At 71.5% G+C, this 23,870-nt stretch carries 18 protein-coding genes and 1 pseudogene; 9 read left to right on the top strand and 10 right to left on the bottom strand.

Going from position 1 to position 23,870, the window contains the following annotated elements; genetic code table 11:
- Together ACIRL2_RS50480 and ACIRL2_RS50475 are read left to right on the top strand one after the other, a co-directional pair.
- Nucleotides 1–1,322, top strand: a 1,322-nt coding sequence (locus ACIRL2_RS50480) for a beta-galactosidase trimerization domain-containing protein (protein WP_402242408.1), incomplete at its 5' end; no start/stop codon positions are given.
- A 139-nt stretch (nucleotides 1,323–1,461) separates the two neighbouring features.
- A complete protein-coding gene (locus ACIRL2_RS50475) occupies nucleotides 1,462–3,405 on the top strand; it encodes a glycoside hydrolase family 5 protein (RefSeq protein WP_402242406.1) in 1,944 nt (647 codons plus the stop codon).
- Between the two features lie 130 nt (nucleotides 3,406–3,535).
- On the opposite strand, the gene ACIRL2_RS50470 is transcribed toward ACIRL2_RS50475, so the two are convergent.
- Nucleotides 3,536–4,522, bottom strand: coding sequence for a hypothetical protein (locus tag ACIRL2_RS50470; protein WP_402242404.1), 987 nt, complete (start codon nucleotides 4,520–4,522; stop codon nucleotides 3,536–3,538).
- A gap of 481 nt (nucleotides 4,523–5,003) precedes the next feature.
- On the opposite strand from ACIRL2_RS50470, the gene ACIRL2_RS50465 reads away from it, so the two are divergent.
- The 5 genes from ACIRL2_RS50465 to ACIRL2_RS50445 all read left to right on the top strand — a co-directional run bounded on the left by ACIRL2_RS50465 (nucleotide 5,004) and on the right by ACIRL2_RS50445 (nucleotide 11,309).
- On the top strand, nucleotides 5,004–6,161 hold the full coding sequence (locus ACIRL2_RS50465; RefSeq protein ID WP_402242402.1) for a serine hydrolase domain-containing protein: 1,158 nt from the start codon (nucleotides 5,004–5,006) through the stop codon (nucleotides 6,159–6,161).
- A 170-nt stretch (nucleotides 6,162–6,331) separates the two neighbouring features.
- The gene (locus ACIRL2_RS50460; protein WP_395872750.1) at nucleotides 6,332–7,231 is read left to right on the top strand and encodes a PhzF family phenazine biosynthesis protein; all 900 of its coding nucleotides are present in this window, start codon (nucleotides 6,332–6,334) and stop codon (nucleotides 7,229–7,231) included.
- Between the two features lie 303 nt (nucleotides 7,232–7,534).
- On the top strand, nucleotides 7,535–8,128 hold the full coding sequence (locus ACIRL2_RS50455) for a lytic polysaccharide monooxygenase (protein ID WP_395872749.1): 594 nt from the start codon (nucleotides 7,535–7,537) through the stop codon (nucleotides 8,126–8,128).
- Between the two features lie 1,073 nt (nucleotides 8,129–9,201).
- A complete protein-coding gene (locus ACIRL2_RS50450; protein ID WP_395872747.1) occupies nucleotides 9,202–10,560 on the top strand; it encodes a hypothetical protein in 1,359 nt (452 codons plus the stop codon).
- Nucleotides 10,561–10,826: 266 nt separating this feature from the next.
- Complete coding sequence (locus tag ACIRL2_RS50445) at nucleotides 10,827–11,309, top strand: hypothetical protein (RefSeq protein ID WP_395872746.1); 483 nt, start codon at nucleotides 10,827–10,829, stop codon at nucleotides 11,307–11,309.
- On the opposite strand, the gene ACIRL2_RS50440 is transcribed toward ACIRL2_RS50445, so the two are convergent.
- The 4 genes and pseudogenes from ACIRL2_RS50440 to ACIRL2_RS50425 all read right to left on the bottom strand — a co-directional run bounded on the left by ACIRL2_RS50440 (nucleotide 11,280) and on the right by ACIRL2_RS50425 (nucleotide 16,823).
- A complete protein-coding gene (locus ACIRL2_RS50440) occupies nucleotides 11,280–12,134 on the bottom strand; it encodes a 4'-phosphopantetheinyl transferase family protein (RefSeq protein ID WP_402242399.1) in 855 nt (284 codons plus the stop codon). The two genes, ACIRL2_RS50445 and ACIRL2_RS50440, sit on opposite strands and share 30 nt — an antisense overlap.
- 184 nt (nucleotides 12,135–12,318) lie before the next feature.
- On the bottom strand, nucleotides 12,319–13,137 hold the full coding sequence (locus ACIRL2_RS50435; RefSeq protein ID WP_395872744.1) for an HAD family hydrolase: 819 nt from the start codon (nucleotides 13,135–13,137) through the stop codon (nucleotides 12,319–12,321).
- Nucleotides 13,134–15,565 (bottom strand): annotated as a pseudogene (locus tag ACIRL2_RS50430) (phosphoribosyltransferase). Before ACIRL2_RS50430 ends, ACIRL2_RS50435 begins: the two are co-directional and overlap by 4 nt.
- 85 nt (nucleotides 15,566–15,650) lie before the next feature.
- Nucleotides 15,651–16,823, bottom strand: coding sequence for an HpcH/HpaI aldolase/citrate lyase family protein (locus tag ACIRL2_RS50425; RefSeq protein WP_395872743.1), 1,173 nt, complete (start codon nucleotides 16,821–16,823; stop codon nucleotides 15,651–15,653).
- 249 nt (nucleotides 16,824–17,072) lie between these two features.
- Between ACIRL2_RS50425 and ACIRL2_RS50420 the strand changes: the two genes are divergently transcribed.
- Entirely contained in the window at nucleotides 17,073–18,335 is a 1,263-nt protein-coding gene (locus tag ACIRL2_RS50420; protein ID WP_402242395.1) for a TerD family protein, read from the top strand.
- 100 nt (nucleotides 18,336–18,435) lie between these two features.
- On the opposite strand, the gene ACIRL2_RS50415 is transcribed toward ACIRL2_RS50420, so the two are convergent.
- The 5 genes from ACIRL2_RS50415 to ACIRL2_RS50395 all read right to left on the bottom strand — a co-directional run bounded on the left by ACIRL2_RS50415 (nucleotide 18,436) and on the right by ACIRL2_RS50395 (nucleotide 22,574).
- Nucleotides 18,436–19,128 carry a Tellurium resistance gene (locus ACIRL2_RS50415; RefSeq protein WP_395872741.1) on the bottom strand — a complete coding sequence of 231 codons (693 nt, stop codon included), beginning with the start codon at nucleotides 19,126–19,128 and terminating at the stop codon, nucleotides 18,436–18,438.
- A 158-nt stretch (nucleotides 19,129–19,286) separates the two neighbouring features.
- Complete coding sequence (locus ACIRL2_RS50410) at nucleotides 19,287–20,441, bottom strand: DUF475 domain-containing protein (RefSeq protein ID WP_395872740.1); 1,155 nt, start codon at nucleotides 20,439–20,441, stop codon at nucleotides 19,287–19,289.
- Nucleotides 20,442–20,589: 148 nt separating this feature from the next.
- The gene (locus tag ACIRL2_RS50405; RefSeq protein ID WP_395872759.1) at nucleotides 20,590–21,168 is read right to left on the bottom strand and encodes a TerD family protein; all 579 of its coding nucleotides are present in this window, start codon (nucleotides 21,166–21,168) and stop codon (nucleotides 20,590–20,592) included.
- A 195-nt stretch (nucleotides 21,169–21,363) separates the two neighbouring features.
- Entirely contained in the window at nucleotides 21,364–21,939 is a 576-nt protein-coding gene (locus ACIRL2_RS50400; protein WP_395872739.1) for a TerD family protein, read from the bottom strand.
- 176 nt (nucleotides 21,940–22,115) lie between these two features.
- Nucleotides 22,116–22,574, bottom strand: a complete 459-nt coding sequence (locus tag ACIRL2_RS50395; protein ID WP_395872738.1) for a peroxiredoxin — start codon at nucleotides 22,572–22,574, stop codon at nucleotides 22,116–22,118.
- A 128-nt stretch (nucleotides 22,575–22,702) separates the two neighbouring features.
- On the opposite strand from ACIRL2_RS50395, the gene ACIRL2_RS50390 reads away from it, so the two are divergent.
- Nucleotides 22,703–23,656, top strand: a complete 954-nt coding sequence (locus ACIRL2_RS50390; protein ID WP_402242392.1) for a maleylpyruvate isomerase N-terminal domain-containing protein — start codon at nucleotides 22,703–22,705, stop codon at nucleotides 23,654–23,656.
- The last annotated feature ends 214 nt before the right edge of the window (nucleotides 23,657–23,870 follow it).

Raw genomic sequence — 23,870 nt, 5'->3', positions numbered from 1 at the left:
CCACGAACTTCCTGGCCGGCCTCAAGAGCGTGGACATGTACGACTGGGCACCGACCATGGACGTCCTGTCCCTGGACAGCTACCCGGACCCGAACCTGGACCACGCCCACATCGACGCGGCGATGAGCTACGACACCATCCGCTCCGCCGGCGGCGGCAAGCCGTGGCTGCTCACCGAACAGGCGCCGTCCGCCGTCAACTGGCGCTCCCGCAACGCGGCCAAGGCCCCCGGCCGGATGCGGCTGTGGAGCTGGCAGGCCGTCGCACAGGGCGCCGACGCGATCATGTACTTCCAATGGCGCCAGTCCCGGGGCGGCGCGGAGAAGTTCCACTCTGGGATGGTCCCGCACGCCGGCGTCGACACCCGCGTATTCCGCGAAGTGTCCGCACTCGGAAACGAGTTGACCCGCGTACCGGAACTGGTCGGCACCCGGATCCGCAACCGGGTCGCGTTGTTGTCCGACTGGCACAGCTGGTGGGCCCTCGAACTCGACTCGCACCCCTCCGACGCAGTCCGCCACCCGGACCGCGCACTCGACCACTACGCACCGCTGTTCGACCTGGGCGTGGGGGTGGACGTCGTGCATCCGAGCGCCGACCTCTCCGACTACCGCCTGGTGATCGTGCCGAGCCTGTATCTGCTGTCCACCGAACACGCCGACCGGCTGGCTCGCTTCGTCGCCGACGGCGGTTCGCTGGTCGTGTCGTTCTTCAGCGGCATCGTCGACGAATGCGATCGGGTGCACCTGGGGGGCTACCCGGGGCCGCTGCGCGAGGTACTGGGCATATCGGTCGAGGAGTTCTGGCCGGCCGACACGGGCGCGGTGTTCCCCGTACAGGGGGTTTCCGGGTCGGGTGACGCGCCGCCGACGGGTACCGGCGACCTGTGGCGCGAGGACGTCACGCTCAAGGGCGCGCGGGCCGAGTTGGAGTTCGCCGGCGCCGAGTGGGCCGGCCGGCCCGCCGCGACCGTGCACACGCACGGCGCGGGCATCGCGCGCTACATCGCGACCCGCCCGGACTCCGCGACCATGCGCGGCCTGATCGCCCGAGCCTGCGCGGACGCGGGCGTCGAGCCGGTACTGCCGGTGCTCCCGCGCGGCGTCCAGGCAAGCATTCGCACCGGCGACGGGTACGACGTACTCGTCCTGCTCAACCACACCGGCCACGCACACGAGGTCGAACTCCCCACCCCACGCCGGGATCTGCTCGCGGATGGCCAACCGACGACGCGCCGCGTCACCCTCGCCCCCCAAGCCGTGGCCGTCCTGGGCTCGCACCCCACCGAGCCCGCACCCACCACCGCCCCCGAATCCGCCTGACCACCCCACAGCCGCACCACACCGGACTGCCGCGCACCGCAACAACCGCACGGCTGCACCACACCGCACCACCGCGCACCGCACCAATCGCGCTGCCGCACCGCACACAACCCTCATCCCTCAATCGAGGCAGGTACCGATGCATCGCACCAGGCACCGACTACTCACCCGCCCCGCCCTCGCCCTGACCGCGCTGACCGCCATGGCCGCCGGCCTCCTGATCGGCCCCCAAGCCGACGCGGCCGCCCCCACCGCACAGGCAACCGCGCCGACCACCTCCCCGGCGTCCGCCCTCGCCGCCTCCTGGACAGCTCCCCTGTCCGCGAGCGGCCGCTGGATCGTCGACGCGAACGGCAACCGATTCAAGCTGCGTTCGGCGAACTGGGCCGGCGCCCAGGGCACCTGGAACGGCTCGGGCGACATCGCCGACCCCGCGAACCACCACAGCGGCGAGAACGCGAACGGCATGCCGCTCGGGCTGGATCGGGCGAGCCTGCCCGCGATCCTGGCGGGCTTCCACGCGGTCGGCGTCAACAGCATCCGGCTGCCCTTCTCGAACGAGATGCTGCACGCCACCGCGACCGTGCCCGACGCGGCCGTCGCCGCCAACCCGCAACTGCGCGGCAAGACCCCGCTCCAGGTGTTCGACGCCGTGGTCGCCGCGCTGACCGCGGACGGCTTCGCGGTCGTGCTGAACAACCACACCGGCACCACTCGTTGGTGCTGCGGTGTGGACGGCAACGAGCGCTGGAACACCTCACGAAGCACCGCCGAATGGGTGACCGACTGGATCACCATGGCGAACCGCTACAAGACCAACAAGCGTGTGGTCGGCGCCGATCTGTACAACGAGGTCCGGCGCAACATCACCGACGACCCGAACTGGGGCTGGGGCAACGACAAGGACTGGCAGGCCGCGTCGCTGGAGGCGGGCAATCGCATCCTGACCGAGGCCAACCCGGATCTGCTGATCATCGTCGAGGGCATCAACTGGACGGGCGTTCCGGTCGACTTCCTGCCGCACGGCCGCCCCACGTTGACGCCGGTGCGCACGCTGTCACACACCCTGGTCGACCCGAGGAAGCTGGTCTACTCGGCGCACTTCTACGGGTACACCGGCCCCAACCACAGCGGTGCGTACGGCCTGGGCGAAACCCACGACGCCCGCTACCAGGACCTGACGCGTGATCAACTGTTCGCCGAGATAGACCGATCGGCGCAGTACGTGACCACCGACGGGCAGCACCACACCGCCCCGGTGTGGATCAGCGAATTCGGCACCGGCGCCGAGGAGAGCGATCCGGTCGCCCGTGCCTGGTTCACCAACTTCACGGACTACCTGATCGCCCGTGACCTCGACTTCGCCTACTGGCCGCTGGTCGGCTGGAAGGGCAACGGCCAGGGTGACTCGTGGGCCCTGCTGCGCTTCGACCCGAACGGCGTGCGCAGCGGCATCGCGGACGACCCGACCGACTGGCGTACCGCCGCCTGGACCAGGCTGGTCGGCGCGACCGGGCGCACCGGCACGATCGCCGCCTCCGCGCGCTGGAACATGCTCAATCTGGACCACGCCGACGCCCAGCCCTCGCTGCGGATGCGGACCCGGCCGGACTGGGACTCCGGCGCCCGCAAGGGCGTCTGCCCCGACGGCGAACGCGTCATCGGCCTGGCGCACACCGGCAACCGAGGATTGTGCACCGACACCGGCGGCCCGGACCTGTCCCCGATCGGCGCCGGCTACACGGTCGTTCGCGACGAGTCGTACGTGCAGAACGACTGGGCCACCGGCTACACCAAGCTCGAATGCCCCACCGGCCGGATGATCACCGGATACAGCGTGCGCGGCGCGGCCGTCTCCGCGATCCTGTGCACCCAACCGACTACAACGCTCGGCTCCTCGTCCCGCACGGTGTGGTTCGACCGGGGTGACAACCGACCGGCGGGCAACCCCGGCGGCGAGTTCGCCCCCGGCGCGTACAAGGGCCAGTGCGGAGCCGACGAATACGCGGCCGGCGTCGCGTACACCGGCCGGATCGGCTCGACCAGGACCCCCGACGCCCTCCTGTGCAAGCGCCTGACCTGACCCGACCGACCCACCCCGGCCGCGTCGCCCCGTCTCAGGGGCGGCGCGGCTGTGTCCGGGCGGGCAGCCTCCGGTCCGGGCGCCCGGGCCCTCGGCAGGCATCAGGTGGCCCCTCCCGGCACCCGCCCGCTCAGCGGGTCGGGGTCGGCGGCTGTGGCGGACCGGCGGGCGGCAACGTGGACGTCACCGGCGGCTCCCGCGTCCAGATCATGTCGGGATCGAACGTCACCGGCACCTCCTTGAAACCGGTCACCTTCCCCCGCGCGGCCAGATTGACCTCGGGGTCCACCCAGAGCTGCCAGAACGGCTTCAGGGTGAGCTCCTTGAGCCGAGAGAGCGGCAACGGCGGCTTCTCCGACGTCGCGACGGCACTGTTCCCCACGTACTCGGTCGTCTCCGCGATGGAGACCTCCACTCCGTCCGGACGCACCACCCGCACGGAGCGGGTGATCTGTCCGCCCAATCCATCCTTCCCGTTCCCGCCGAGGTAGGTCGGGATCGTTTCCACGGCGTATCCACGCGTGCCGTCCGGTTCGACGATGGCCGTACAGCGGCCGGCGACGCTGTCCGTGTCGGGGCAATCGGGTCCAGTGGCCTTCGGGGTACTCGCCCACACCGACACTCGAAGCAGCGTCGTTCCCTTGCCGTTTTCCAACGTCACGCCGGCAAAGGCGCCCACCCGGATCCCCGCACCGCCCGACTTCGGGGAAAGCGCGCTTCCGACCGGAACCCGCTGCACGGCGCCGAACTCCGGCTGTTGCAGCAGTATCCGCGCGAGTTCCTGTGCCGAGACCGGCTCCTTCCCGGCCGGTGCGGAGATCCCGGATCCCGGATCCGAGGTCACACTCGGCGTCGGCGAACCGGTGGGCACCCCCGCCGCTCCCGACGCCACCCGGCTCCGCGGCGCGTCCTCCGTGCCGGTCGCCACCACCACGCCGGTGCCCGCCACGGCCAGCACCGCCGCGACGGCGGCGCCCATCCGGAGCCGACGGGCCCGCCGCATCCGCCGACCCCGAGCGATCCCTCCCGCGACCAACCCGGCCGGCAGCGCCAGTTCCGACGCCACCGTCCGCATCGCGGCGGCCAGTTCCTTCTCCTCAGATCTCGGGGTTCCCATCGGCCTGCTGTCTCCTAGACGTCCGTTCGACCACATGTCCTACCCCACCCGGAGGCCGTGTCGGCAGGCCACCCGATGCCCTCTCGGATCGCGCGCCCGCACCGTTCCCGCCCGGCACGCCGCGATGCCCGCACCGCCCCACTCGGCGCGGTGTCCAACCCGGCGAGCGTCCCATCGAAGCCCGCCCCGCGTCGCACGCATACCCACTAACTACAACGCAGTGGACCCCCCGGCCCGTCACGTGATTTCGCCCGGAATATCAAGTACGGCTCATATCCTGGCGATCGCACGAGACAACCGTGACCTGCCGGCCCGACCCGGCGCCACGCCCCACCGGCTCCGGCGTCCACCAGGACGGTCGGCTCCCGCCGCCTTGCCCCGAGGCGACGGGATTCGGCCGCTCGGGACCGATGACGGCGCGCCACCGCGGGAGTCTTACCTGCGGACCCTCGACCGCGTTCCCGCACGAGAAGGTGGCCCGATGACCAGCCCGGCAAGCAATCTGCACGAACTCCTGAAGTCCCACGTCGACACCGGAGCGCTACCGGGCGCGGTGGCCCTGATCGCACACCACGACCGCGTCGACGTCCAGGCGGTCGGTTCGCTCGACGCCGCCGGCACCCTCCCGATGGGCCGGGACACCATCTTCCGCGTCGCGTCGCTCACCAAGCCGGTCGTCGCCGCCGCGATCATGACCCTGGTCGAGGACGGTCGATTCGCCCTGGGCGACCCGATCGGCCGCTGGTTGCCGGAGTTGACCGCGCCGAACGTGGTGCGTACGCCGGGCGGGCCGATCGACGACGTGATCCCGGTGACCCGTCCGATCACCGTGTTCGACCTGCTCACCTTCCGAGCCGGATACGGCTTCCCCACCGACTTCTCGCTGCCGGCGCTCGCGCCGTTGTTCACCGAGTTGGGCCAGGGACCGCCGCGGCCGCAAGCGGTCCCGGACCCCGACGAGTGGTTGGCCAGGCTGTCCCGGATCCCGCTGCTGCACCAGCCGGGCGTGGCCTGGCTCTACAACACGTGCTCGGACATCCTGGGCGTGCTGATCGCCCGGATCTCCGGTCGGTCGTTGGCCGATTTCCTGGCCGAGCGACTGTTCGAGCCCCTGGGCATGGTGGACACCGGCTTCTCGGTGCCGGCCGCCGATCTCGATCGATTCGCGTACTGCTACCGCACCTCGCCGACCGGCGGCCTCGATCTGATCGACGCCCCCGAGGGCCAATGGAGCAGCCCGCCCGCCTTCCCCTCCGGCGCCGGCGGCCTGGTGTCCACCATCGACGACCTGCACGCCTTCACCCGGATGTTGCTCGCCGAGGGCGGCGCCGCCGGCCGGCAGCTGCTGACCCCGGCGTCGGTGCGCCGGATGACCACCGACCACCTGACCGCGCCGCAGCGGGACGCGTCCCGGCTCTTCCTTCAGGGCCAGGGCTGGGGCTTCGGCGGGTCGGTCGACGTCGAGCCCATCGACCCCTGGAACGTCCCGGGCCGCTTCGGTTGGGTGGGCGGCACCGGTACGGCGGCACACGTCGTCCCGTCCACCGGCACGGCGACCGTCCTGCTCACCCAGGTCGAACTCTCCGGCCCCACACCCCCCACCCTGATGCGCGACTTCTGGCGCCTCGCCTCCGGCTGAGCCGACGCCCGCCGGCTCGCCGGGTACCGGTCATCCGCGGGCCGGCGACCGGCCGTCGGCGTGCACCCGACGCCCGACGGCCGGTTGCCGGCGCATCGTGCCGCCCCGGCCCGCGCCGAACGTCGCCCACCCCAGGAATGTCTCGTCGACACCACGCGTTGGGCCACGACATGACGACACCGGACGCCGGAAAACCCCTCCGCTACACCGCCTTCTCCGCCGACCCGGCCGGCGGCAACCCCGCCGGCGTCGTCTTGGCCGCCGACGGTCTCACCGATTCGGCGATGCTCGCGATCGCCGCCGAACTCGGCTACTCCGAGACCGCGTTCCTCACCCGGTCCACGGCGACCGACCCCGCCGCGCCGGCCGCCGACGCCTCCCGCGTCTTCGACGTGCGCTATTTCAGCCCGCTGGCCGAGGTCCCGTTCTGCGGGCACGCCACCGTCGCCGCCGCGGTCGCCGTCGCCGAGCGGATCGGCCCCGGCGCACTCGTCTTCGCCACCCGCGCGGGCGTCGTCCCGGTCGACGTGATCGCCGAAGCCGACGGCACCCTGCGCGCCACGCTGACCAGCGTCGAGCCGCGGCATTCCGCGGTCCCGGCCACCGACGTCGCCGAGGCGCTGGCCCTGCTCGGCTGGGCCGTCGACGACCTCGACCCGGCCATCCCGCCGGCCTACGCGTACGCCGGCGCCCACCACCTGGTCCTGGCCGCCGCCGGCCGGGCCCGGCTGGCCGATCTGCGCTACGACTTCGACGGCCTGGCCGACTTCATGCGGGCCCGCGACCTGACCACCCTGCAACTGGTCTGGCGCGAGAGCGCGGACACCTTCCACGTCCGCGACCCGTTCCCGATCGGCGGCGTCGTCGAGGACCCGGCCACCGGCGCCGCGGCGGCCGCCCTCGGCCACTATCTGCGGGCCCTGGACCTGGTCCCCGCGTCGACCACACTCACCCTGCATCAGGGCGACGACCTGGGCCGGCCCGGCGTACTGACCGTCGACCTCCGGGCCGACGACCCCCGGGTCCGCGTCTCCGGCGTGGCCGTCCCGATCCCGGACTCGCTCGGCTGAGGTCACCGACCGTGACCGGCCGCGGGGTTCGCCAATTTGTGCCGGCACAGGTCCAGACCATTGACCGCCTCGAAGCGGGCCTCCTAGCGTGATCGAGCGCACCCCGGTAACGAAGGCACGCGACTCGCGCAGGTCGCACCGATGCGGTCCGCACCCGGACCGTGTGGCTGCACGTTCGGATGCGGATTCGACGGTCCCATCGACTCGACGACCACGTCCCGCGGTACCCGGGCGGGTCGGTTCGAGGCCGCACCGAGCGGGTCGGCCAGTCCCGGCACGACTTCGTTCACGAGGAGAAGTTCCATGCGCAAGAGGACCATCCTGGCCACGCTGAGCGCGGCGGCGGTCGCGCTGCCCTTCATGATGCTGCCGTCCTCGGCCTCCGCCCACGGGTTCGTCTCCAGCCCCAAGAGTCGCTCCGCGCTGTGCGGCGAGGGCAAGGTCAAGAGGTGCGGCCAGATCCAGTGGGAGCCGCAGAGCGTCGAGGGCCCCAAGGGCTACCCGGCGGGCGGACCCGCCGACGGGAAGTTGTGTGCCGGCGCGGACGGCCGATGGGCCCCGCTCGACGACCCGCGCGGCGGCGCCTGGCCGACCACCACGCTCACCTCCGGCGCCACGTTCAGCTTCACCTGGGAGATCGAGGCCAGGCACTCGACCAGCACGTTCCGCTACTACATCACCAAGCCGAGCTGGAATCCCACCCAGCCGATCAGCCGCGCGCAGATCGAGAGCACGCCGTTCCTGACCGTCCCGTACGGCGGCGCCCTGCCGGCCGCGCACACCGTGCACACCGGCACCCTCCCGGCCGGCCGCACCGGCCAGGCGCTGATCTTCGCGGTCTGGGACGTCGCGGACACCGACAACGCCTTCTACTCCTGCTCCGACGTCAAGTTCTGACCCGGATCCGCCGGTCCGGCGGCCACGCCACGCCATACTGCGCCGCGCCACGCCGCCGGGCCGGCCCCCGAGGGCCGACCCGAGATCCGCGCTCATCCCGGCTGCCCCACCACCCGTACCCCACCACCCGGGCACCCCACCGCCCCGACAACGGCGGATCGTGGCTCACCGCCGACAATCCCGCATCACCGGACGCGCGATACCGCTCCACCACACCCACCGGCGCGGCGATGGTCGACGCAGCCGACATCGAGCTCATCTCATCGCCCACCGGACACCTCGGCCGCAACACCAACGCCCTTGCCAGGCAAGCGCGTTGAAGCCGACCATCGCTCACCTGATCGCGGCGCGGCACGAACGCGCACCCGGCCCGCGACCCACTCGGTTCCGGCGGCATGCCGGGAATCGGTACGAACTCCCGCTCGGGCAGCGCCGCGAGTAGCCCGCGCGTCCGGATGCCGAGGCCCGGCACGCAGAACGGCGCGTCGGCCGGCGCCGTCTCGACGATCCTCCCCGCGTACATCACCGCCGCCCGATCCGTGATCCGCGCCGCCCCGGCCGGGTCGTGATCGACCGGCAACACCGCGCGCCCCGCGTCCGCGGGTCGAGGCAACCCGTTCGCGGTCCGCGCAGGCCCGCGGCGTGCGCGAGCCGGTTGTCGAAGAGCTCACCGTCGTTGCCGTGGCCCGAGATCGGGCCGAGCGATTCGCGCTCCCGGCCCACCCCGACCACGATCGCGTGTGGACCCTTCGCCTCGCCCGTCGAAGGCGCCGCGCCCGCGCGGCCCGCCGCCGCGAGGGTCGCGCCGACGAGCCCGGCGGCGAGTACACCGCGTCGACGGTCGGTAAAGGAGAGGTAGCGCACATTTCGTCCTCGGTCGTCGCCGGTGGCTGACGATGGTTGTGGTCGAGCCCGGGTGGTTACACATGGTTCGCACCTTGCGAGGGGTTCGTAATGGGCGAACCCGGCGCAGCCCATCCGTCCGGTCGGACACGCCCCGGGGGACGGTTGGTGGACCTCCATCGGACAGCACCTGGAAGGATGGGCAGGATGGAGTGGGCACGGTTCGCACGGTGACGGGAGCAGGCGTGGTGGTCGGATCCGCACGACGATCCCTGGGGGTCGGCCTTCCGCTGTCGATCACGCTCGCGCCGCTGCTCCTGGCCGTGCTCCCGGCCGCGTTCGCCGGCGGCGAGACGCGCCCGTGGCGTCGCCGCAAGGACGCCGCCCGCTCGGCCGCGCTGGCCGCGCGCGAGGCGGCGGGCGAGGCGTTCCTCCAGCTCGACACCGCGCAGCGGGACATGATGCTCTCGCTGGAGACGGTCCGGGCGGTCCGCGGCGCGCGCGGCACCGAGGACGCGCTGCGCGCCTTCGCCGCGGTGAGCCTGCGCATCGACGAGGCCAGCGCCGCGTACATCGCGCTGATGGACCGTCATCCGCTGGACGTCGAACTGGAGACCGACGAATACGAGGCGGCTCGCCGGGAGTTGACCGAGACCGCGCGCAAGCTCGACGCGGTCCGCCAGGACCTGGACCGGTTCGCCGGTTCGCTCGGCCCACTGCTCGCCGACGCCGAGCACGCACTGGGCCAGTTGCCGCCGGCCGTGGATCGGGCCCGCCGCGCCGCCGCCGAGGCCGCCCAGGCGGTCGCCGACACCGAGCGGGCGGGACTGGGCACGAGCACGCTCACCACCCGCCTGGCCGCGATCCGCAGCGACCTCGCCGAACTGGACAAGGGCCCGGCCGCGCTCGGCATCCCGGGCACGCTGGAGGTGGCGGGTCGGATCGAGACCTCGGCCGGCGAACTGCGCGCCGAGGCGGAGCGGCTGCCCCGGCAGCGCGAGGAGGTGACCAACCGGCTGTCCTCGCTGCGCACCCGCGCGCAGGCCCTGGAGTCGCGACTGGCCGGCGTGGAACCCGCCCTGCATCGGCTGCGCCGCGACTACGTGCAGTCCTGCTGGACCGACCTCGAACAGGTGCCGGCCAAGGCCCGACAGTCACTGGGCGTAGCGCACGCCCGCCTGGAAGAGGCAGGCGCCTCGGCCGGACGCGGGGAGTACGCCGACGCGGTGAGCCGGTTGGCCACCGCGCGGGCCACCCTCAAGGAGGCCGACGAGGCGATGGCCTCGGTCTCCGACCGCCTGCGCGCGCTGGAGGAGGTGGCCCGCGACCCCGAGGCCGAGTTGGAGCGCACCCGGTTCGCGCTGCGCGACGCCCAGCGGCTCGCGCTCGGCGGTCGGGCCAATGCCGAGGAGCGCTACGCCCGCCGCCTGGACGCGTTGGTCTTCCGCCTGGAGGCGATCGCCGCCGAGCCGGAGCAGCCGCGCCCGAACTGGTGGCGCTTCCTCAGCGAGACCCGCGCCATCCGGGCCGAGGTCGCGGCCACGGTGCAGGTCATCCGTGAGGACCGAGCCGGCCCCGGACCGCACTGACATCACTCGACATCACGTCGCGTCAGCAACGAAAATCAGAAAAGCGACATTAGCCGCATATACCACACTTTACGCAACTCAGCGTAGTGAAATCGTTGCGATGTTCGACCAGTCGGGTAAAGAATCGGCACCATCACCCACCTTCCCGAAATTTAAGGTTTAAAGTCGTCGGACCGGCCGACTTCGGGACCTTGATCCCGATTCACGGGTCCGACACCCCCGTGTGCCGCGCCGTCGACCACGATGCTGACACCGGGAAGTCGCACATGCCCGTGCTCTTGATGCTCTTGTTCGCGCTTCTCCTCGTCGTTCTCGCGCTGCCGAACCTGCGCGCGCTGCGGCGGGAGCCGCGTACCGCCCCCACGCTGCCGCTGCACACGAACGACATGACCGACATGCATCGCATGATGGTCCTCGCCTACGAGGAGGAGCGCGCGGTACTGCATCGCCAGGCGGTCACCTGGCTGCACTCGCTCGGCCGCGGTCCGCTGCGGGTGACCGACGCGCAGGCGGCGAGCGGCAATCGGGGCTGCGACCTGGTGACCCTCGGTGACGGAACGGTGCTCGGCCTGTCCTCGACCGGGCTGGTGATGCACGAGCTGTGCGGCGCGCTCGACCGGTTCACCGAGGTGGCGCTGACCCGGGTGCGGGCCGCGCGGGACGGCTTCGAGCTGACCTTCGACATGGAGTGCGGCCGGCAATTGCACGCTCGGGCCGAACTACTGACCGTCCGCGGCGCGTGCGTCTGACCCGGCCGGCGAGCCCCGCTCCGAGCCTCGCTCCGGGTCCGGGTGGACGCCCTGCTCCGAGCCCGTCTCCCGGGTCGGCGACACCCCCGCCCACCGCTCCACCACCGCGTACCGCCCGAGCCCACGCAGCGCCACGGTCGCGGCATAGCCCACCCCCGGCGTCAGGTCGTACATCCGCACCGCCTCCTGCTCGCGGTGCGGATGTCGGCTTTCCGGATCGGCCCACGCACCGCCCGAATCCCCCGCGGCCGGCACGGTCGACGGCGGATCCGGCCAGTCCAGCAGCCGAGGCGGCTCACCCGCGCCGGACACCGTCAGCGTGCGCGGATCCACCGTCAGGCCCAGCCCGTACACCTTCAGCAGCGCTTCCTTGCGGGTCCACCGGGTGATCGCGTCCACGGCCCGCGACCGGGTCGGAAGCCGGGCCTGCGCGGCCAGTTCGGCCGCCGACAAGGTGCCTTCGACGGTGGCGATCCGCTCCACGTCCACGCCGACCTCGGCGCCCTCGATCACCGCGAGCACCACCCGCTCGCCCGCGTGCGAGATGGAGAAGTCCAGGTCGGCCGGGCCGCCGAGGACCCGCGGCTTGCCCCGGTCGCACCCGCACAACCGACACGTGGTGTCGAAGCGCACGTCGCCCGGGGCCACCTCCAGCCGAGCCGCGAGCACACCCCGGGCCAGCGCTCGGGCGGTGGCGAACCTGGCCTGATCGGCGGGCCGCCGATAACGCTCGTACCTGGCCCGCTCGGCGCCGTCCAGCCAGGCCCGCGCGACCGCGTCCGGATCCGGCTCCGCCCACCACACCACGCACTCGGCAGGATCCACGGCGCTTCCTCTCCCTCGTCGCGGCCCATTCAACCGCGCCGGACCCGAGGCCGTGCCTTCAATCCCCGCCAAAACCACCGAGACCACCGAGACCACCGACCACCGACAACCACCGATCACGGAGACCACCGCGATCATCGACCGCCGGTGCGGTGACCACTGGTCACCGGTCACCGACCACCCGTCACCGCACCGGCGACCGGCTCCGCTCCAGCAGCCAGGCCGCGATCCGCTCGCCCGCCGACACCCCCTGCTCGGTGAGCGCCTCGACGTGCGGCGCACCCCAGTTCGTCTCGGCCAGCTCGCCGTGCCCCGGGCGCACCCCGGCGTCCGCCGCGCGCAGCAGTTCGATGTCCAGGAGCGAGTCGCCCGCCGCGAACACCGCGTCCGCGCCCGCCCGCCGGGCGACCTCGCGCACCGCATCGCCCTTGGTCAGGGCCTCCGGGACGAAGTAGAGCTTGCGGCCCTGGAGCGAGACGCCGTAGCCGCGCTCGGCCGCCCACGCGGTCGTCTCGGGTACGAACTCGGGCGGCAGGTCCGCGCGTTCCACCACCAGATAGGTGAACAGGTCCTCGGCCACCCGGAGTTTGTGCGTCCACTCGGGACGGGCGACCCGTTCCAGGTGGGCGACCACCTCGGGCAGCGGTGCGGCGTTCGCGGCCAGCGTCTTGCGCACACCCGCCTGCCAGTCCGGGTCGCTCTCGCCGTGCACGAGCAGGTGGCCGCCGTTCGCACAGATCGCGAACTCCGGCGCCCGGCCCGGCAGGACGATCCGCGCGTACTGCTCGCGGGTGCGGGTCGTGGTGGGCACGAAGGTGGTGTGCTCGGCCAACTCGGCGAGCAGCACGGCCGCGCCGCCGGTGACGAACGACATGGGCGCGCCGTCGTACACCTCCACGCACACCAACTCGGGCGTCGGGTCCGCGGCCGCCAGGCCCAGTCGGGCGGCGGCCTTCGAATAAATGAGGGTGCGGTCCAGGTCGCTGGCAACCACGATGCTCACGCGTTGCCCCCGTCCCGACGAAAGCCCGGTTTGACCAGGCCCACGCACGAGTACGGCAGGTCGTCCACGTCGACCACCGGCACTTCGCGCTGGGCGGCGAGCATCCGCACGTGGTCCAACTCCGCGCCGACACCCTTGCGGGCCAGGATCTGCCACGGAACCCGGCGCAGCAGCACCCGCGTGGTCTCGCCGACGCCGGGCTTGATCAGGTTGATGTTGTCGATCTCGTACTCGGCACCGATCCGCTCCACCGCGCGCCATCCCTCCCAGGTAGGCGACCGGTCGCTCGCGGCCAGCAGCGGCTGGTCGCGCGCCACGTCCTGGGCCACCGCGCCGAACCGCGCCGTGACGGCGTCCAGGAACAGACCGGAAACGTCGACATCGGCCAGTTCGGCGTAGAACTTCGCGCCGTGGAAATCGTCCGGACCGATCAGGTCCTCCCGCAGCACGGTGCGTGAAACCAGCCCGGACACTGTCGAGTTCAAGCACGCGGAGGGGATCAGGAAGTCGTCGCGGGTGCCGTAGGTGCGCACGCACGAGCCCGGGTCGGCGAGCACCGCCAGTTCCGGGTCGAAGCGCATGCCGGTGGTCTGGGCGGTCAGTTCCAACGCGTCGGACAGTTCCCGGGTGATCGCGCCCTTGCCGGTCCAGCCGTCCACGAAGACGATCCGCGACGGGTCGAACTCGCGACCCAGCCAACGCAGCGCGGTGGTGTCGATGCCGCGTCCGCGCACGATCGACACGGCGAAGTGCGGCAGCGTCAGGCCGTGCGCGCGCTCGGCCCAGCGGCGCATCAGCACACCCACCGGGGTGCCCGCCCGGGCCAGCGAGACCAGCACCGCGTCCCGGCCGCGCTCGGCCAGGATGGTCTCGGTGACCACGCCGACCGCGTGCGCGATCCGGTCCGCCGAAGCGTCCAACGCGGCGTGGAACAACGCCTGGTACTCGGGCGAGGGCTGGTATTCGATCGGCAGCGACTCGGCGTAGTGCGCGCCCGCGTGCTGGATCGCCTCCTCGCGCTCCTCCAGCGGCGCCTCCAACTCGACCGCGGACAGGTCCTTGAGCAGCCACGCGACCTCGTCGGCGGCGTACGAGGAGAACGCGGGCCCGTACAGCGGGTCCGGCAGCTTGCCGGTGTCGTGCCCGTGCGGGCTCGGCTGGTGGTTCATGACCTGCGCACCTCGGGGGTGAAGGAGGGGACAACGAGCAGACCGACGTGGTCGGTGACCCGGGACAGCGCGTCCAGCAGGCCACCGGGCGCGTGCAGTTCGGGGGTGTCGGCGACCGAGTCGACGACGATCAGCACCTCGTCGAACCGCCGCGCGGGGTCGGTGCCGGCCGCGACGTTGTACGCGTAGCGGGCGCCGGGACCGTCGGCGGGGTCGTCGTGGGACGGGAATTGCAGCCGGGTGCGGATCGCGTAGCCGGGATCGTCGACCGCGAGCACCGGCGAGCGGGTCGTGGTCGAGTAGCGCACCTCGACGTCCGCGCCCACGTGTTCGGCCAGCGCGCGGGCCAACCGCAGCGGCGTGTACATCAGTTCCTCGAAGCCGAGCACCAGGATCCGCCGACCGAGCACCCGCTCGGCCAGCGCCGCGCCCAGCGCCGGCAACGCCGCCTCCAGCGCGTCCTGGTCGGCCTGGGTGAACCCGTGCCGGCCGCCGTCGGGCAGGTCGGCGGGCCAGTCCAGGTCGAGCGTGCGCACGCGACCCGCCCCGCCGCTCTCGGACCGCTCGTCGTCGTGCACGGCCACCAGTTCGGTACCGCGCACGAGCACGTCCTCGGGCAGCGCGACGGTGCCCGCGGCCAGGGCCACCACATCCACCCGGGCGCCGAGTTCGGCCGCGAAGACCTCGAACTCGGCCCGGTCGGCCGGGCCGCGCACGTCGATCAGCGCGGCGATCACGTAGTGCGCGCGCGGCGCGACCGCGTGCAGCGCCCGGATGGTGTTGGCGACCGTTCGCCCGGTGGACAGTTCGTCGTCCACCAGGACCAACGGCCCACTTTCGGTCAGCAGTTGCGGATCACTCGGCAGGATCAGGTGCGAGGTGGCGTGCGAGTGCTCCTCCTCGAACGCACCGAACTGCGCCACCCCGGCCACCGGGCGCCGGGTCGAGTGCAGGTAGGTCGCCCCGGGCAGCACCTCGGCCACGCAGTGCCCCAGCCCTGTGGCGGTCTCCGCGTACCCGAGCACCACCGGCGTCGGCTCGCCGGCCAGTACCGCCGCCACGCGCGCGCCCAGGTCGCGACCCGCGTCGTGGACCACCTCGGGTCGTTGCGGGATGTGCTTGCCGAGCACGGTGGACACCAACAGGTGGGCCCGGCGCGGGTTCCGCCGCAGCGCGAGCCCGACCAAAGCGTCGAGTCCGTCCCCCGCGAGCGTCACGTCGAGCCGCTCGGCGACCCAACTCCCCGACCAGGTTTCCATCCGATGTTCCCTCAACCCACGAACCCGCTTCCCTGATACCCGATCGAATCCCACCGCCCCGAGACGCCAGGCCCCGGCGGCCGGTTCACTCCATGCCGGCCGCGAGCAGGTCGACGAAGGTGACCTCCTCGCGCGCGACGCCGAAGGCGTGCGCCCGGCGCAATATCGCCTGGGCCCAGGCCCGGTGCGGCTTCACCTCGTTCATCTTGTTCGTGTACGCCGAGCGCAGCACCCCGCCGCCGGCCGCGCTCTCGGCCAGGATGTCGGTGGCGTCGCAGTACTCCTCGTGGGTCACCACGGACATCGCGTGGATCACCGCCACATGGCTGGGGTGGATCGCGGTCTTGCCGAGCAGGCCGTTGGCCTTGTCCAGTTCGAGTTCGCGGATCAGCCCGTCCAGGTCGGCCGAGATCAGCCGGGTACGCAGTTCGACCGCCTCGTCCGGGTCCTCGGCCTCGGCGAACGGGGTGCGCCGCAGTTGCGGTTTGAACAGCCGCTCGCCCTGCGGGAAGTACTCCCACACCGGTCCACTGATCACGTGTCCGGTGCCGTCCGCGCGGCCGAACACGTTGACGATGTCGCCGATCAGACCGGCCACCAGGTGCACGTCGTACGCGGTCAGATCGCGCGAGCGACGCAGCGCGTACGCCGACTGGAAGTCGGTGGCGCCGATCCGCACCGCCAGGATCCGGTCCCGGTGCGCGCCGATCAGTTCGGCGAGTTCGGCGAGCACGGCGCGCCGGTGTTCGATGTAGGCGATGGACGGCGATTCCAGCACCGGCATCGCGTACAGCGGGCGCCCGCTCATCGCGATCGCCTCGTCCAGAGCCTTGAGGTAGCGCGCGCCGCTGTCCGGCTCGAACTTGGGCAGCACGAACCCGGACAACACGCGCAGGGTGTCACCGAGCCGCTCGGTCAGGTCGGTGATCTGCTCGGGGTGCCGAACCCGGATGAACAGCAGCGGGCCCTCGACTCCGGAGCCTGCGAATTCGGCCAGTTGCTCGACCAGGTTCTGCTCGGCGCCGACCACCTCGCGGTCGTCGATCGAGTCCTCGAGGCACAACACCATCGAGGTCACACCGCGGGCTGCCTGCTTGACGATGTCCGCCGCGAGCGTGCCACGCGTAGCGGGGCTGTAGAGCGTCGCACCGAGCGCAGAGGCCAACACGGCGGGGTCGCTGTCCCGGTCGAAGGCCCCCGGCGGGCGGTGGAACAGATGATCGCGGACCGCATCGTCCAAGTAGCCGAAATGCCGCATCGTGTTCTGATCCCCCTCGACTGACGGTGGTGGTGGCAAAGGCGCGACGGGGCGGGAACCCGTACGCGCCCTGGTTTGTCCCGAAGGCGCATTCGCGCCGAGCCGGTGAGCCGCCGGCAGGCGCTGCCTACGGTAACCGAAAAGCAAAATCGAAGACGTACGATCCGGTTATAGGACCATGTGTTCACACAATCGTCACGAGCACGCCCCACGTTGAGCGCACCTCCTTCGGGACGGCAGGATGGGCGCATGACCCAGGTGATGTCCAAGGGAGCGAATACGGCCCTCCCTGCCCGGTCCGTGCGCGTGGTCCTCGAATGGCGGCCGGGAGCCGGTGTTCCGGACATGGACGCCTCGGCTCTGCTGCTCGGCGCGGACAACAAGGTGCGCGGCGACCACGACTTCGTCTTCTACAACCAGCCCCGGCACCCGTCCGGCATGGTGGTGCACGAGGGCAAGAAAACCGGGCCCGACCGCTGCACGGACGGTGTCCGGGTGGACGTCGCCGCCCTCGGCGCCGATGTGCAACATGTGATCGTGGCCGCGTCCGCGGACGGTGGCACCATCGGTTCGGTGCCCGGCCTCGTCCTTCGACTGTACGACGCAGACGGCGGCGGCGAGCTGCTCAACTTCCCGATCGCCGGAGCCACCAGCGAGACGGCCTTCGTATTCGGCGAGATCTACCGGCGCGGCGACCAGTGGAAATTCCGCGCGGTCGGGCAGGGCTACGCGAGCGGTCTCGCGGGCCTGGCGACCGATTACGGGATCAGCGTCGACGACGAGCCGAGCGCCTCGACACCGGCTCCCGTGCCGACGCCGCTGCCGCCGGTGCACCAGTCCCCGCCGAGCGCGCCCGCCCCGCCGCCGCCCCCGACGTACCGCGACGGCCCGCCCGCGCCGCCCTCGTACCAGGAGCCGGCTCCCACCGCCGTGTTGCCGCAGCCGCACTACGGCCAGGGCACGCTGCCCGCCCCGCCCGCGCACCGGCAGGCCCCACCGCAGGGCGTGCTGCCCCTCTCCGGCAACACGCCGTACGGCGGCGCGCCCGTGCCGCCACCGCCGCCGCGCCACGACGGCCCGATGATCCCGCCGCCACCGGCCCCGCACACGATCGGCGGGCCGCCCCCCGGCTACCCGCACACCCCCTCCGGCGGCGCGTCGGTCCCGCCGCCCCCCGCACACGGCGGCACGCCGCCCCAGGGCTTCCCGCCGCAGGGCACGCCGGCGCACGGGATGTCCTTCCAAACCCCGCCGGGCGTGATGCACATGCCTCCGGGCGGCCCGCAGCTACCCGCGCCGGGCCAGTACCCGCCCGGCCCCGGCGGGCCGGGGCAGCCCGGACCGTACACGCCCTCGCACGGCGCTCCCATGCCGCCCGGGATGACCCCGCCGCAGGGCATGGGCATGCCGCCCCAGCAGCAGTACCCGGGCACGCCGCCGCAGGGTCAGGGCGGTCCGCCCCAAATGCGCCGCCTGGACACCCCGCCGCAGGGCCCGCAGTTCCAGGGCTGAGCAAACGACGCCCGGGCGTGAAGGCCGCCGCACACGCGGCGGCGTTCACGCCCGGGGCCGTCACCGGCGGGCGGTCACCAAGCGGTAACCGGTCGGGCGATCACTTGTAGCCGCGCGCCCACAGCAGCCCCCACCCGTACTCACGGTCCAGCTCGGCCTGATATCCGTGCACGTAGCGCACCTCGCGCCGCACCACGATCTCGTCGCCGTGGTTCTCCACCACCGCGACCGCGCAGGTGTGCGCCTCGCGCGCGTGCTCGTCCAACCGCACCTCGATCGGCAGCCCGGAGTTCGGGAACAGCGTGACCACCCCGTTGACCTGGTCGAACGCCGGGATGCCCTCGTAGATGTAGACGAAGATCAACAACCGGCGCACGTTCCGCGCCTGGTCGATGTTGATGAACAATGTCTCGCCCGAGGCCGAGCCGGACCGGTCGTCGGTGTCCAGCCGCACGTACGGCGGCTGGCTGAAGGCCCCGTAGAGGTTGCCCAGGGCCTGCACGACGCCCTTCGAGCCGTCGCTCATTTCCCACATGCAGCCGAGGTCGAGGTCGATCTTCTGCGGCAGCGGCGGCGACTGCACCGCCAGCGGGCGGAACAACCCGCCGCTGCGCTGGCGCGGCGGCGCCTCCTCGACCTGTGGGTTCCAGTGCAGATTGACCCGCAGCGTCCCGGTCGCGGAACCCGCCTGGGTCAGCGAGACCTCGGGCGTCGAGCGGGTCAGCGCGACCTTGTGCCCGCCGTGCTCGGGCTCGCGCTCCATCAATCCCCGACGCCAGTCGAAAAGCGGCATCAAGCCCTCCCTGATCCCCCGGCCGGTGCGCGTACGCGTAGTGGCGGCTTCAGTACACAACATAACGGGGCCGGAAAAAACCGGTACCGCGCCCGAAGCGGTGCTCGGGCGCGGTACCGGTCGTGATCCCGCGGCGGGACGCGGGGTGCGGTCGAAGGCTAGGCGTCGACCTTCACACCGCTGTTGCTCTGCCCCGGAACATGGCCGATCCGCTTGTTGCGCATGATCGAGGAAACCAGCGCGACGCCGATGAAGCCGACCCCGACCAGGCCGGTGATCACCTCGTGGATCTCCCACTTGATCGACACCAGCAGGATGGTCGCCAGCGCGCCGATCGCGTACATCGCGCCGTGCTCCAGGTACACGTAGTCGTCCAGCGTGCCCTGGCGCACCAGGTAGACGGTGAGCGACCGGATGTACATCGCGCCGATGCCCAGACCCAGCGTGATCATCAGCAGGTCCTGGGTGATCGCGAACGCGCCGACCACACCGTCGAAGGAGAACGACGCGTCGAGCACCTCGAGGTAGAGGAACATGAAGAACGCGGCCTTGCCGGCGGCGAGCTGCACGGGCTTGGGACCGCTGCGACCCTCGGCCTTGGCCGGCTCCGCACCCTCCTCGGCCTCGTCCTCGCCCTCCTCCTCGTCGTTGATGTGCGCCAGCGTGCCGTGCGTCTCGAAGTAGTCCGAGAGCCCGCCGACGCCCAGGTACGCGATCAGGCCGAGCACGCCGGCCACCATGACCGTGCCCTCCTTGTGCGCGGGCGAGAGCGTCTGCGCGGTCACCACGAGCGCGATCAGCGCGATCAGCGTGGACAGCACGTCGAAGTTGCCGAGCTTGCCGGTGACGCGCTCCAGCGGGCCGATCCACTTGTGTTCACGCTCGTCGTCGAACATGAAGTCCAGAAAGATCATCAACAGGAACAGGCCACCGAACGCGGCGATCGCCGGGTGCGCCTCGTCCAAGTGCTCCGCGTAGGTCATCCCGTCGATCATCTTGTCGTCGTGGAACGCGAGGTCCACCACATCCACCGGACCGATTCCGGCGGTAAGACTGACGATCAGCAGCGGGAAGACAAGCCGCATGCCGAAGACAGCGATCAGAATACCGATCGTCAAGAACATCTTCTGCCAGAAGGCATTCATTTTCTTGAGGATCGTGGCATTTACTACAGCGTTGTCGAAAGACAACGAGATCTCGAGGATCGACAGGATCAGCACGATGCCGAATCCGGTCGCCCCCCAGAAATACGCGGCGACGGCGAGACCGGCCACCGTCACGCCGAACGACCAGCCGAACGTACGGATTACCACGGATGAGGTCCTTATCTACCTGGGGATTGCATCTCCGGGTGGGTCATCAGGAAGACCGGCCCTCACTCCCCCACCCGAGAGACTCGGAAAAGGCGTCAGGGCCGGCCCCACCGGGTGACCGACCCTGACACACACCGTCAGTACGTACTCATTGCACGCTGACGCCGAAGTCGAGTGCGATCCCCCGCAGGCCCGAAGCGTACCCCTGCCCTACCGCGCGGAACTTCCACTCCCCCTGGTAACGGTAAAGTTCTCCAAAGATCATGGCTGTCTCGCTTGACGCATCCTCGGTAAGGTCATATCGCGCGAGTTCGTTGTTGTCCGCCTGGTTCACAATCCGGATGTAGGCGTTGCGGACCTGTCCGAAGGTCTGCCCACGCATCTCGGCATCGTAGATCGAAACCGGGAAAACCACCTTCTCGACCTGGTCGGGAACGGCCATCAGATCGACGAGGATCACCTCGTCGTCACCGTCACCGTCACCCGTGAGGTTGTCGCCGGTGTGCTCGACCGAAGCCTCGGGGCTCTTGAGGTTGTTGTAGAAGACGAAATAGTCGTCGCCGAGCACCTTGCCCGCACCACCGCACAGCAGCGCACTCGCGTCCAGGTCGAACGAGGCGCCCGTGGTGGCGCGCGCGTCCCAGCCCAGACCCACCAAGACATTGGTGAGATTGGGTGCGGCCTTGCTCAACGAGACGTTTCCGCCCTTGGCGAGGGTGACCCCCATCGATTCCTCCTGATCGTCGTACATTCGCTTCAACCTTGCCATGCCCCCGACCCGGCGGGACCCCCTTTTCGCACAGCTCACAGCGTGCGGAAGGGGGCGTTCCGACGGCGGCGCGCACGACCCCACCCCGGTCCGGGACGACGAACGCCCGCCGACCGCGGGTGCGGTCGGCGGGCGTTCGTGATGTCTCGCCTATCAGACGTTGACCCCGAAGTCCTTGGCGATGCCGCGCAGGCCCGAGGCGTAGCCCTGGCCCACCGCGCGGAACTTCCACTCCGCGCCGTTGCGGTAGAGCTCGCCGAAGACCATCGCGGTCTCCGTGGACGCGTCCTCGGTGAGGTCGTACCGGGCGAGTTCCTTGTTGTCGGCCTGGTTCACGATGCGGATGAACGCGTTGCGGACCTGACCGAAGCTCTGCTGGCGCGTCTCGGCGTCGTAGATCGAGACCGGGAAGACGACCCGCTCGACATCCGCCGGGACACCCGCCAGGTTGACCTTGATCGCCTCGTCGTCCCCCTCGCCCTCACCGGTGAGGTTGTCACCGGTGTGCTCGACGGAGCCGTCGGGGCTCTTGAGGTTGTTGAAGAAGACGAAGTGGCCGTCGGACGGCGCCTGACCACTTCCGTTGAGCAGGATCGCGCTCGCGTCGAGGTCGAAGTCCGTGCCGGTGGTCGTACGCACGTCCCAGCCCAGGCCGACCAGAACAGCGGTGAGGCCCGGAGCCTCCTTCGAGAGCGAGACGTTGCCGCCCTTGCTCAGGCTGACGCCCACGAGTCCTCCAAAGGTTCATGGAGCAACTGGTGCCCCGGAATTTTCGCCTACAGACGAGACAACGCGCCGATCCTAGTCATGAGTTCCTGACCGCCGGGAGTCTCGCCGCGGCATGGGTACCCCGACCCGGCCCGACCTACGCCCGAACCCGCCGGAGAACCCCCGACCGCGCCGAATCAGACGCTCGCGAGCGCCTTCAGGTACTCCGCCTGGTCCCGCGCGTCCGGGATCGCGTTGACCACGCTCCACTTGACCACGCCCTCCTTGTCGATGACGAAGGTCGCGCGCACGGCGCAGCCCTTGTCCTCGGCGAAGACGCCGTACGCCTGCGCGACCCCGCCGTGCGGCCAGAAGTCCGACAGCAGCGGGTACTCGTAGCCCTCCTGCTCGGCGAACACGCGCAGCGAGAACGGCGCGTCGCAGGACACGGCCAGGACCTGCACGTCGTCGTTCTGGAAGTTGGGCAGGTCGTCGCGCAGCGCGCACAGCTCGCCGGTGCACACACCGGTGAACGCGAACGGGTAGAAGACGAGCAGGACGTTCTTCTCACCGCGGAAGTCCGCGAGTCGAACGACCTCGCCGTGCTGGTTCTTGAGCTCGAACTCGGGGGCCTTGCTACCGATCTCGACGGCCATGATGCGCATCTCCTTGTCCCGGGCGGCGACGTCCGCCTCTCGGCGCGAGCCTAGCCGGGGGCTTCGGACGGGCTCGGGGCGGCCGGGGTGCGGCGTTCGGGCACCGGGCGAGCGGGCAGTATGCGGGCATGTCCTCGATCGAGATCGTGAGCGGCCCCTGGGGCACCGCCTCCATGTCCGCCCGAACGCAGCGCGAGCGGGCCCTCGCCGCGTGGGACGCCTTCCGTGACCTGGCCGCCCGGGTCGACCCGAACGCGCCGTCCCGGCTGCCGGGCTGGGACGGCCGCGCCGTGATCAGCCACCTCGCGTCCTGGCCGGACGCCCCGCTGCTGGCCCGCCTGCTCGCCGAGGCGAGCGGCCGACGGGCTCCCGACGCCGCCCCGATGAACCAGGACGACGTCAACGCGCACCTGGTCCGGGCACACCGCGACGCCGGTCTCGAGGACCTGTTGGCCGCGCTCGACGACGGCCGCCGGCGGCTGGCCGCCGCGTTCGACGCCACCGCCGCGGACCCGGAGTTGGCGCTCGCCCGCACCGGCTCACAGGTCGGCCCGGTTCCACTGCTCACCCAGTTCGGCGCGATCGCCTACGAACTGGCCGTACACGCGCTGGACCTGGCCCCGTGCGGCGCCGGCGAGCCCGCCCCCGAACTGCTCGACGCCGGGGTGCTGGCTCTGGCCGACATCACCGGCGCGCTGGCCGCCCGGCACGGAGTCCGGACCCGAACCGGCCTGGCGGTGCCCGGCGGCGGCTGGGGCTTCGCCGCGCCCGGCACCGACGGCATCGGCTGGGAGGTCTTCCCGCTCCCGCCCGGCCGGCCGAACCTGCCCGCCGTCGAGGCCCGCACCGCCGCCCTGCTCCTGGACGCCTCCGCCGGCCGCCGCGCCGCCCCCGCCCTGCTCGCCCGCCGCGACCTCAAGCCCCACAACCTGCCCGGCCTGCTCGCCCTGGCCCCGCTCCTGGACCACGTCCCCGGCCTCCCCGGCGGCCCCGCCCTACGCCTGACCGCCGGCGCCCTCACCAACGTCGCCAAAATAACCTCCCTACTCCCCACCCTGACCCGCCCCCGCCCCCACCCCTAACCCAGCCCAGCCCACACACCCCCACACCTCACCCCCACACCTCACCCCGACCCATCAACGCCCCGACCCAGCCCACCACCCCTGCCCCACCCCCGGCGCGTCAGCGCCCCCGCCCCCCGCCCACCCCAGTGATCGACGCGCGAAGCGCGGAGAGCGGCGGAGCCGCAAGCGTGGGCTTCGTGCCCCGGAGCGAAGCGGAGGGACACGAAGCCCC

The sequence above is a fragment of the Embleya sp. NPDC127516 genome (genome assembly GCF_044765325.1).
Classification (GTDB): domain Bacteria; phylum Actinomycetota; class Actinomycetes; order Streptomycetales; family Streptomycetaceae; genus Embleya.
Note: the sequence above shows the minus strand (reverse complement) of the source record. Positions and strands in the feature narration are given on the sequence as shown.